At 51.9% G+C, this 10,562-nt stretch carries 12 protein-coding genes and 2 pseudogenes; all 14 read left to right on the forward strand.

Translation table 11 applies throughout. From position 1 onward, the window contains the following. Positions 1 to 413: 413 nt before the first annotated feature. Complete coding sequence (locus NI20_RS0110580; RefSeq protein WP_033121373.1) at positions 414 to 2,714, forward strand: phage/plasmid primase, P4 family; 2,301 nt, start codon at positions 414 to 416, stop codon at positions 2,712 to 2,714. A 269-nt stretch (positions 2,715 to 2,983) separates the two neighbouring features. Continuing rightward, positions 2,984 to 3,259 (forward strand): hypothetical protein, encoded by a 276-nt coding sequence (locus NI20_RS0110585; RefSeq protein ID WP_033121374.1) that lies wholly within the window; start codon positions 2,984 to 2,986, stop codon positions 3,257 to 3,259. Then, on the forward strand, positions 3,256 to 3,537 hold the full coding sequence (locus tag NI20_RS0110590; protein WP_033121375.1) for a hypothetical protein: 282 nt from the start codon (positions 3,256 to 3,258) through the stop codon (positions 3,535 to 3,537). Before NI20_RS0110585 ends, NI20_RS0110590 begins: the two co-directional genes overlap by 4 nt. A gap of 13 nt (positions 3,538 to 3,550) precedes the next feature. Further along, positions 3,551 to 4,480, forward strand: a complete 930-nt coding sequence (locus tag NI20_RS0110595) for a phage major capsid protein (RefSeq protein ID WP_052084600.1) — start codon at positions 3,551 to 3,553, stop codon at positions 4,478 to 4,480. A 64-nt stretch (positions 4,481 to 4,544) separates the two neighbouring features. Beyond that, complete coding sequence (locus NI20_RS0110600) at positions 4,545 to 4,730, forward strand: transposon-encoded TnpW family protein (protein ID WP_033121376.1); 186 nt, start codon at positions 4,545 to 4,547, stop codon at positions 4,728 to 4,730. 73 nt (positions 4,731 to 4,803) lie between these two features. Continuing rightward, positions 4,804 to 5,136, forward strand: a complete 333-nt coding sequence (locus NI20_RS0110605; protein WP_052084601.1) for a recombinase family protein — start codon at positions 4,804 to 4,806, stop codon at positions 5,134 to 5,136. Positions 5,137 to 5,297: 161 nt separating this feature from the next. After that, positions 5,298 to 5,510, forward strand: a complete 213-nt coding sequence (locus tag NI20_RS0110610; protein WP_033121377.1) for a DUF5348 domain-containing protein — start codon at positions 5,298 to 5,300, stop codon at positions 5,508 to 5,510. Then, positions 5,507 to 5,806, forward strand: a complete 300-nt coding sequence (locus tag NI20_RS0110615; protein WP_033121378.1) for a DUF6050 family protein — start codon at positions 5,507 to 5,509, stop codon at positions 5,804 to 5,806. The genes NI20_RS0110610 and NI20_RS0110615 overlap by 4 nt, the downstream gene beginning before the upstream one ends. A gap of 143 nt (positions 5,807 to 5,949) precedes the next feature. Next, positions 5,950 to 6,198 (forward strand): hypothetical protein, encoded by a 249-nt coding sequence (locus tag NI20_RS14670; protein WP_081958480.1) that lies wholly within the window; start codon positions 5,950 to 5,952, stop codon positions 6,196 to 6,198. Continuing rightward, on the forward strand, positions 6,191 to 6,955 hold the full coding sequence (locus tag NI20_RS0110620; RefSeq protein WP_033121386.1) for a phage antirepressor KilAC domain-containing protein: 765 nt from the start codon (positions 6,191 to 6,193) through the stop codon (positions 6,953 to 6,955). The genes NI20_RS14670 and NI20_RS0110620 overlap by 8 nt, the downstream gene beginning before the upstream one ends. Positions 6,956 to 6,959: 4 nt before the next feature. Then, complete coding sequence (locus tag NI20_RS0110625; protein ID WP_033121379.1) at positions 6,960 to 7,853, forward strand: DUF6017 domain-containing protein; 894 nt, start codon at positions 6,960 to 6,962, stop codon at positions 7,851 to 7,853. A 98-nt stretch (positions 7,854 to 7,951) separates the two neighbouring features. Further along, a complete protein-coding gene (locus NI20_RS0110630; protein WP_033121380.1) occupies positions 7,952 to 8,443 on the forward strand; it encodes a PcfB family protein in 492 nt (163 codons plus the stop codon). Beyond that, positions 8,440 to 10,227: pseudogene (locus NI20_RS13865) on the forward strand (VirD4-like conjugal transfer protein, CD1115 family). Before NI20_RS0110630 ends, NI20_RS13865 begins: the two are co-directional and overlap by 4 nt. A 123-nt stretch (positions 10,228 to 10,350) precedes the next feature. Beyond that, a pseudogene (locus NI20_RS14675) lies at positions 10,351 to 10,479 on the forward strand (Maff2 family mobile element protein); the annotation flags it as partial. Positions 10,480 to 10,562 lie beyond the last annotated feature (83 nt).

Consider the following 10,562-nt stretch of genomic DNA (forward strand, 5'->3'; position numbering starts at 1 on the left):
GCCTTCGGATGATTTCCGGAGGCTTTTTTCATTTTTTTTTGGCCAAACGGCCCGTTTTCCTCCAGTGGGTAGTGAAGGAAAAAAGTTTCCGATTCTTTAGACCAAAGCGGCGATTTCTGTCCAGTGGGTATTGAAGGAAGATATTTTTCAAAATCTTTCGTTCAAAACCGGCAAAACCCTCCAGTGGGTAGTGGAGAGAAGAAATTTTCGGAAACCGTCAGTTTTGGCCCTCTGCCGAGGCTACCAGTTGAGGGACGAAAATTTTCTTCAAAAATCTTTGGTCAAAACGACCTCTCATGACCGGTGGGAAGTGAGAAGAGATTTTTTCTCCGAAAAAGCGGACCACTTGGACGGTTTTCCTCCAGTGGGTATCGAGGACGGGATAAAGCCCTCCGGAAAGGATGATTACAGATATGTACGAAAAGCTGCCACAGGAATTAAAGGAACGAGGTGCCTTCTGCCTCTGGAAATATGAGGAGCGTGACGGGAGCAGGACCAAGGTGCCGTATCAGACGAACGGCCTCCGTGCGGATTCCGCAAATAAAGCCACCTTCACCGATTACGCCATAGCCGTCAGACACAGGGCCGGATATGACGGCCTCGGCATCGGCGTCTTCGGGGACATCTGCGCCATCGACATCGACAGCTGTGTCGAGGACGGTGTGCTGTCGGATATGGCCGAGGACATCATCGCCCGGATGGATACCTATACGGAATACAGCCCGTCCGGGTCCGGCGTGCGGATTCTGTTCAAAGCCTCGATCCCAGCCTATGACAAGGATCGCTATTACATCAATAACCGCCAGATCAAGCTGGAGGTCTATGTGGCCGGGTACACGAGCCGTTTCGTCACGGTCACCGGCAACGCCATCTGCGGCACCGGTATCGAGGAGCGGACGGACGCTCTGGCCGAGGTGTTGGAGAAATATATGCGGAGGGCCGAAAAGCCGGTATCCCGTGTGGCCGCTCCGGGCAGCTACCTCTCCGATGAATCCGTTCTTCAGAAGGCGTTTGCCTCCAAACAGAGCGAGAAGCTCAAAGCCCTGTGGGACGGCGTCATCCCGGAGGGAAAATCCCACAGCGAGGCGGATGCGGCCCTGTGTGCGATGCTGGCGTTCTGGTGTGGCGGCGATACCGAGCAGATGGACCGGCTGTTCCGTCAATCAGCCCTGATGCGGGATAAGTGGGAACGGGACGATTACCGCACGGCCACGCTTACCAAGGCCGTGGCAATGTGTGTCGAGTTCTACAAGCCCGTGGGCAGGTCCTCGGCGGCGGACGATTTCAGCGATCTCCGGCAGATCGTGGCCTCGCTTCATCCGGCGGAGAATGACCGTTATCCGTGGAACGACATCGGCAACGGCAGATTGTTCGCTGACGTGTTCAAGGATATCGCCCGTTTCGTCCCGGAGCGAAAGCAGTGGCACATCTATGACGGAACACGCTGGGTCTCCGACACCGGGTCCCTGAAAGCGATGGAGCTGTGCAAGGCTCTGGCCGATGCGCTCATGCGGTATGCGCTGGACATCCACGATGAGCATAAGCGCAAAAGCTACATCGATTTCTGCCGGAAATGGCAGAGCCGCCATGTGCGCATCACGATCCTCTCCGATGCACAGAGCGTATATCCCATCTCCATGCAGGAGTTCGACAGCGACCGTTTCCTGTTCAACTGCGCCAACGGTACGCTGGACCTCCGCACGATGGAGTTCCGAGGTCACAGTGCCGAGGACCGGCTCACGAAGATCACACCTACGGAATATGACCCTCATGCTTACAGCGACCGCTACAGCCGCTTTATCAGCGAGATCATGAGCGGTGATACGGAGAAGGCCAAGTTCCTGCAAAAGGCCCTCGGCTACTCCGTCAGCGGCGATACCCGTTTCGAGTGTATGTTCTTCCTCTACGGCGAGACTACCCGTAACGGCAAAGGGACGCTGATGGAAAGCATTCTCCGGGTCATGGGCGATTACGGCAGAGCCGTCAGGCCGGAGACGATTGCGCTCAAACACAGCGTGAACAGCCAGAATCCCAGTGAGGATATCGCCCGTCTTGCTGGAATCCGTCTCGCAAATATCTCGGAGCCGAGCCGTGGCCTTCTGCTCAATGCCGCACAGGTCAAAAGCATGACCGGCAATGATACGCTCAACGCCCGGTTCCTGCACGAAAACAGCTTCGACTTCCAGCCGCAGTTCAAGCTCTACGTCAACACCAACTATCTGCCGGTCGTCACGGATACCACGCTTTTCACCAGTGGTCGTGTGCTGATCATACCCTTCGACAAGCATTTCGAGGAATGGGAGCAGGACAAGGGCCTGAAAGCGGAGTTCGGCAAGCCGGAGGTGCAGAGCGCAATTCTGAACTGGATGCTGGAGGGATACCGGCTCCTGCAGACCGAGGGCTTAACACTGCCGCAATCCGTGATAGACGCCACCAACGCTTACTATCACGAAAGCGACAAAATCGCTCAGTTTGCGGAGGACTGCCTCATAGCCGATGCCGGGGCCGAGACCAAGACCTCCGAACTGTATGACGCCTACCGCACATGGTGCGCCGGGAACGGCTGCTACGTGGAGAACAACAAGAACTTCATTGCCGAACTGCGGAAGTTCGATGCCGGGAAGGTCATACGCAAGCGTCCCAGATCCGGTGGAGAGAAAACCACAGTGCTCATGGGCTATGCGCTCCGTGAGGCCGTTGAATTCTTGAAATAAGACTCTGGGGCACATGGGGCAGCTTACTTTGGTTTTTTCTATAGAAAAACGTTCTTACGAAATAACCATAATTGCTTGCCCCATCTGCCCCAAATGAAAGGCGGTGGTCAAATGCGGTATATCCGTTCTCCCTGTGACCGGTAGGGCGGTCAGAATCTCTGTGACCTTTCAAGCCGGACAGCGGCGTGGGGTCTCGTGCGTAAAAACGCGAAATCAAAGGGGTAATTAACCCCCGGCTCATTTTTTCAAAAAACAAGGAGGAAACGACAATGTTTCACAAACTGATTTATCAGAAAAAGGCCGCTTTCACAGATGCCGATGCGAGAGATTTCTCTACCAAGGACTACACCTGTGTAAAGCTGCTTCTCACCAAACGAGGACGCCCTGTGGCCATCCTCGAAAGCAACGATACGAAGAACTGGCACTGGAGGGTCCAGTACGGTTTTTCCACAGTGGTCTTCAAATCCTATGCCGAAGCCATGCAGTTCTGCCGTGAGCGTTTCTTTGACCTGAACGGCAAACCGCTGAACGGAGGCCGGGTATGAGGATCACGGACGAAAACGGTTTGCCGGAGACAAGATATTTCCCGGTCATCGCCATTGACGATTCCGGCCATCAGAAAGTGGCCCTGTTCCCGGCGATGTCGGCGGATCAGTTCAAAAGCTCCGGCAAGCCCTATCTCGAAGAGGTCATGCCTCACATCTACCATCTTCACGGCCACACGAAATCGGACGAAATTGCCTGTCCGTGCTGTGGCAAACAGATGGAACACTACTACACACCCGATAATGCGGCCATGTATCTTTGCCGCTACTGTCTGTAAGGAGGACAAAATCATGAATAATCACATCAACAACAAGTACGTAGCTACCGGTATCAGCAGCTACAACGACAGTTTTTGGAAGGCCATGCGTGGCAGCGACAAAGCCTACGGTGACCTCATTGACGGCAAGCACAGCCTCACCAACACCTATCTTCTCCCGGAGAGCACTGCCACTAAGTATTCTGCGACCCTGAAGGAAAATGACCTCTTCCGCAGGATCGGCACCGTTATGAATGCCACCAAGAGCGACAGCAAGATCTGGCTCTCCGACAACGATGATTTCCCGGCGTGGGTATCCGAACACGGCACCATTCCCACAACCGCAGAGAGTTTCCCGAAGAAGGATGTGGCCGCTCACAAGCTGGCTATCATCACCTCCATCGAGACCGATTTCATCAGTGACCTCGGTTTCGATCTGGAAAGATACCTTGTGGTCCAGTTTGCCAAGCGTTTCGGCAAGGCTGAGGAGGCCGCTTTCATCAACGGCACCGGCGTCAATATGCCGAGAGGCATTCTGCACGATACTGAAGGTGCCGAGATCGGCGTGGAGGCAGGCGGGGACATCAGCTTTGACGATGTTCTGGCGTTGTACTTCTCCGTCTTCAAGCCCTACCGTGCAAACGGCGCATGGCTCATGAATGACGAGACGGCTCTGAGGCTGAAAACGCTCAAGGACCAGAACGGCCAGTATCTCTGGAATCAGAACAGCGATACCATCCTCGGTAAGCCTGTCCACATTTCCGAGTATATGCCTTCGGACGGCAAGCCCATCGCCTTCGGTGATTTCTCCTACTACACCATCGTTGACCGTATGCCGCTCACCGTGCGCACCCTCTTCGAGAAGTTCGCACTTGAGCAGAAGATCGGCTATGTCGGTGTCGAGCATCTGGATGGATTCCTGCTCCGTCCGGAGGCCGTAAAGGTCATGAAGATCAACGGGTAAAAGACAGGAGGGCCTGTGGCGGCCCACACTGTCACAGGCCCATGCTGCCGATGGATGGTGGATTATGGACAAAAAACAGAATATCCGTACCACTGAAAAGGTCATCGGCGGTACGGTCTACATTGTTGAAGCTGTGGTCAGCGAGGAGGCCAAGGAAACGGTCGAGGCCAAGGTGAAACGCTTGATTTTGAGCAATCTGAAGCCTCCCTCGCTGATCGCAGAAAGTTATCAATTAGATAAGGAAATATGACTTCACTTCTGCGGTAGAGTACGGTAATATGCTCATACGCTTGAAGGCTGTCGGTTAGGAGGCGTATTGAAAAATGAATAGACAGCTGAATATCGATGCGGCCCTTGACAGCAGAATCACCGCACTCTACTGCAGATTATCCCGTGATGATGAGCTTCAAGGTGACAGCAACAGTATAAAAAACCAGAAAGCGATTTTACAGAAATATGCGGATGATAACGGATTCCGCAACACCCAATTCTTCGTGGACGATGGCTACAGTGGGACCACCTTCACAAGACCGGATTGGCAACGGCTCATCGGCATGGTCGATGAAGGCCGGGTCGGGACGCTTATCGTAAAGGATTGTTGTGGCATAATGGGACTAAATCAGAAAGACCTTGAAAATCAAGGCTTTCCGGCTTAGTCCCTTCTTTTTTGACCTTAAAGAAGACAATGCCAAACATAACAATCAGCGAATCGGATATGAACTGGACGATACCCGCACCCTGCGCGGCAGGAGGACCGCAGGGGCAACCATTTATCCGGTAAGCTGAGCTGATCTTTACGCTGAAAGGAGTTCTTCCCATGAAACAGGGAACTGTGATTTTTGATGAACGGACCGGCCGCATGGACATCCGGTTCGGCCTCGCTGACTACTACGGAGGTCTGCACTGCGGAGAATGCTTCGATGTGATAGTAGGCAATCATTGGAAGCCCACGCGAATTGAGATGGACGAGAGCTGGTATCTCGTCGGCATCAGGACCGACAACCTGATCGGTCTGAGGGTACGGATATGAAGACCTTTTTCAAAGAGGTCCTTCTTCCGCTCCTGGCAGCACTGTTCCTGGCTCTCCTGTTCAAGCCGGTGTATATGCAGGACGGATGCTGTGACTTCTTCCTTATGTGGCTGCTTGTCGGCTGTCCCTTTGGAATACGCAGGATGAATCTGTGGCTTGTCCCGCGTGGGTTCGGCATTTCCGGTACAGTCGGAGTCTTTGCCCTGAACATCATTGTCGGTGGACTGATCGGAGGGCTGATCCTGATAGCAGGGCTGCTGCTCGGTGTCATTCATACCATTCGAGAAATTATCTGAACTACATCAAGAAAAACTGAGAGGATTTGTTTCTTTCTCCATCACGGAGTAAGAAGCAAACCCTCTTTTTTTGTTGCCCGAAAGCTGGAAATATCTGCCGCTTGCAGATAACGGCACTGAGGCGAAGAAAGGAGAATTGGAAAATGAGCTATATGACTGCCGGTACTCTGCAAGCCTTTGAAGCTCTCATGCAGGAAGCTCCCGGCGATGATCACTATGACAGCGGGTGCGAGGGAATCTGCCCGGAATGCCGGTCATGCAGATTCCATCGTCCTTATTGGAAATATCAATCCTGCGTCTTTGAGGAATGCCCTTATTACCCCGTACCCGTATCAACACGAAAATATATTGACCGCGCCTTCGCTGTCGGAAAGGAAGTTAATCATGGATAACAAAATCGAAGTCTTCAAGAATGAACAGTTCGGTGAGGTGCGAACGATCCTCGAAGGAGAGACACTCCTGTTCTGCGGTTCAGATGTTGCAAGAGCATTGGGGTATGCTATTCCGTCCAAGGCTGTGAATACACACTGCAAAGGGGTTTCCAAAATGGAAGCCCCTTCTCATGGCGGGACGCAGACCATGCTTTTTATAACCGAAGGCGATGTTTACCGCCTCATCGTGCGAAGCAAACTCCCCACCGCTGAGAAGTTTGAACACTGGCTGTTCGATGAAGTTGTCCCTACCATCCGCAAGACCGGCGGCTACATGACGGATTCCCTTCTGGAACGCATTCAAAATGATCCCGCTGTCATCTTTGAGTTTGCAGACGCGCTTCTGGCAGAAAGAAGACGCGCTTCGGAGTTGGAAACTGAGTTGTCAAAAGCAAAGCCCAAAGCAGACTATTTTGATGCCTTCATCAATCCGGATGACTGCACCAATATCCGAACGACGGCGAAGGAACTCAAAATCCCGGAGCGCAAGTTCGTCCAGTTTCTTCTCAAAGAGAAATTCCTGTTCCGATCTCCCTCCGGTCAGCTTCTTCCGTACAACAAGCACAGCAACGATGGCTTATTCATCGTTCGTGATTTCGTGACCTTCTCGTTCACTGGATCACAGACATATTTCACGCCAAAGGGCAAAGAAATCATTCGGCTCAAGTACATGAAAAAGCAGAATGAACTTGCAGCTCTCTCACCAAAGGAGAGTTGATCACATGGCAGTCTATCGCGTAAACAAAAGCCGTAACTACACGGTTATGTCGAACTTCCATCTCAGAGACAAAAACCTGTCACTCAAGGCTGTCGGCCTTCTCTCCAAAATGCTGTCATTTAACGACGGCTGGAAGTTCTCAACCCGAGGCTTGTCTGCGATCTGCAAGGAAGGACCCGATGCCATCCTCTCGGCGCTGAAAGAGCTTGAGAAATATGGGTACCTCGTCAGACACCGACAACGGGACAATAAAGGCAGGATGGGCAGCATGGTCTTTGAGATATATGAAGAGCCGCAACCCGATTTTCCACACACGGATAATCCACACATGGAAAAGCCCGATGTGGATTATCCAGATGTGGATGAGCCACACGAGGAAAACCCGGCACGAATAAATACTAATCAAGTAATTACTCAAGAAAGAAATAACTCTCTGAGTAAGTATCAATCTATCAATCCTGACGGGATGGATGTGATTGACGAACGAGAGCGTTATGAAGAGCTTATTCGGGAAAATCTTGAGATCGACATTCTTTCCCAAGACCCCCACTACGACATTGACCGGGTGAACGAGTTGGTTGAAATCATGCTGGATGCAGTCTGTTCCAAAAGCCCGACGATCCGCATCAATGGCGAGGATATGCCTCAGCAAGTGGTGAAGTCCCGCTTCCTCAAGCTGGACAGCAGCCATATTGAGTATGTCCTTCATGCAATGGATGAATGTCCCTCCGACATTCGGAACATCCGGGCATATTTGCTTACGACGCTGTATAACGCATCTCTGACGATGGACAACTACTACTCGGCCCTTGTAAATCATGACATGAACAGTGAGCGCGTCAAGTATCGAGGGCAATACTATGATTACGACTCATATGAACCCGGCACAACGCTGTAACGGAAGGAGGTCAAGTTATGCTCATCATTATCTGGCTCAGGGGTGTGCCGCCTTAGCTGCTGCCCTCAGCCCAAGCAACTCTCAGAAAGGAGGTTCCCATGCAGGATGAAGTAAATACCAAGGTTGTTGCTATTGCCATTAAGGGCGGCAAGATCACTGCCGAAGTGCTGGATAAGGCACTCAGGAAGTTTGTAGAGGAAATCGAGAAGGCGCAGAAGACCGCCTCTCAGCCGAAAATCTACCGGGGTAAGCAGTCCATCAAGCATCTCGTGGCTCAGAATGCCGCCATCAGCAACATCGAAGTGACCGACGGAAATATCAAGTCCTTTCAGCGCACCGCCAACAAGTACGGGATTGACTATGCGCTCAAGAAGGACACTTCGGAGGTACCGCCGCGCTACATCGTCTTCTTCAAGGGACGCGATGTGGATGTGATGACTCAGGCTTTCAAGGAGTTTTCCGCAAGGACGGTCAAGCAGCAGGACAAGCCTTCCCTCCGGCGTAAGCTCTCTCATGAACAGGAGCAGTCCAAGGCTAAGCACAGAGAGAAGGTCAAGGTCAAGACCAAGGATCGGGGCGTGGAACTGTGAAAAAGAAGTTCGACATCAAGCGCCTCATTCTTCTCAATTTCCCGTATGTCATTGCGTTCTATTTCATGGACAAGGTTGCTGCGGTGTTCAGGCTTGCCCCCGGAACTGAGCTGATTGATAAGCTCACCGGAGGATTTGCCAGCTTCGGGACAGCATTTGCAAATCCTCTGCCCAGCTTCCACCCGGTTGATCTTCTCGTTGGCGTGGCAGCAGGAGCTTTACTCAAGCTGGCGGTTTATGTGAAAGGAAAAAACCGCAAGAAGTTCCGACAGGGCGAGGAATACGGATCTGCCCGATGGGGGAAGCCGGAGGACATCCAGCCATATATGGATGATAATTTCGAGAACAATGTCATCCTAACCCAGACCGAGGCACTGACCATGAACAGCCGCCCGAAGCAGCCGAAGTACGCCCGGAATAAGAACATCATGGTCATCGGCGGTTCAGGTTCCGGTAAAACCCGGTTCTTTGTTAAGCCAAATCTCATGCAGTGCGTCTCCAAGGACTATCCGGTCAGCTTCATTGTCACCGATCCGAAAGGTACTCTACTGGTAGAAACCGGAAGGATGCTTGAGAAAAACGGGTATGTGATCAAGTCGCTGAATACAATCAACTTCAAGAAGAGTATGCACTACAATCCCTTCGCCTACATCCGGTCCGAAAAGGACATCCTCAAGCTGGTCAATACAATTATCGTCAACACGAAGGGAGACGGCGATAAGTCTGGCGAAGATTTTTGGGTGAAGGCCGAAAAGCTGTACTACACAGCCCTCATTGGCTACATCTGGTACGAGGCACCGGAACACGAGAAAAACTTTACTACGCTGCTCGAAATGATCAATGCCTCGGAAGCCAGAGAGGACGATGAAAACTTCAAAAATCCCGTTGACATCATGTTTGATGAACTGGAAGCACGCGATCCTGACCACTTTGCGGTGAAGCAATACCGCAAATACAAGTTAGCGGCGGGCAAAACAGCCAAGTCGATTCTGATTAGCTGCGGAGCCAGACTTGCCCCCTTTGACATTGCGGAGCTGCGGGAGCTGATGAGCTACGATGAGCTGGAACTGGACACGCTCGGAGACAGGAAAACCGCGCTGTTCGTCATCATCAGCGATACAGATGACACCTTCAATTTCGTCTGTGCCATCATGTATTCGCAGATGTTCAATCTGCTCTGTGACAAGGCGGATGACGAGTACGGCGGCAGACTGCCCGTTCATGTGCGCTGCCTTCTGGATGAGTTTGCAAACATCGGTCAGATTCCGAAGTTCGACAAGCTCATCGCTACCATCCGAAGCCGGGAAATCTCGGCGGCAATCATCTTGCAGTCCCAGTCCCAGCTCAAGACCATCTACAAGGATGCGGCTGACACGATTGCGGGCAACTGCGACTGCACCCTCTTCCTCGGCGGAAAGGAAAAATCCACCCTGAAAGAACTCAGTGAAGTGTTGGGCAAGGAAACGATTGATCTATACAACACTTCGGAAACCCGTTAAACCAACAACTCATACGGACTGAACTATCAGAAGGTCGGTAAGGAACTGATGTCTCAGGACGAAATCGCCGTCATGGACGGCAGCAAATGTATCTTGCAGCTTAGAGGCGTGAGACCTTTTCTCAGTGATAAGTACGACATTACGAAGCATCCGAGATACAAACTGCTGGCCGACTTTGACAAGCGGAACGCCTTTGACATCGAGAAATACCGCTCCCGCAAGCTGGTGGTTAAGCCCACAGACACCTTTGATCTCTATGATGTGGGAGAAATCAAAGAAGACTAAAGCCCCGTTGCTGCACTGCGCAGTGAGCCAAGCCTGACGGCAAGGTTCAAAGCAGAACAGCGACGGGGCTTCTTTTTTTATGCCCACTTTCAAAAATCAACATGAAATCAGGAGGAAAAATCTATGGCATTTATCAATCAGGCAGTCACGGTCCTGCAGACTCTCGTTATAGCCCTCGGCGCTGGCCTTGCCGTGTGGGGCGTGGTCAATCTGATGGAGGGCTACGGCAACGATAACCCCGGTGCCAATGCTCATGTGTGGTAAAGTAACACACAAGAAATTGAAAGACAATCAGCTGACTATTCCGTGTCTATTTATAGCTAAGGTTTTGAATC

It is taken from the genome of Oscillibacter sp. ER4, from assembly GCF_000765235.1.
GTDB lineage: Bacteria > Bacillota > Clostridia > Oscillospirales > Oscillospiraceae > Hominicoprocola > Hominicoprocola fusiformis.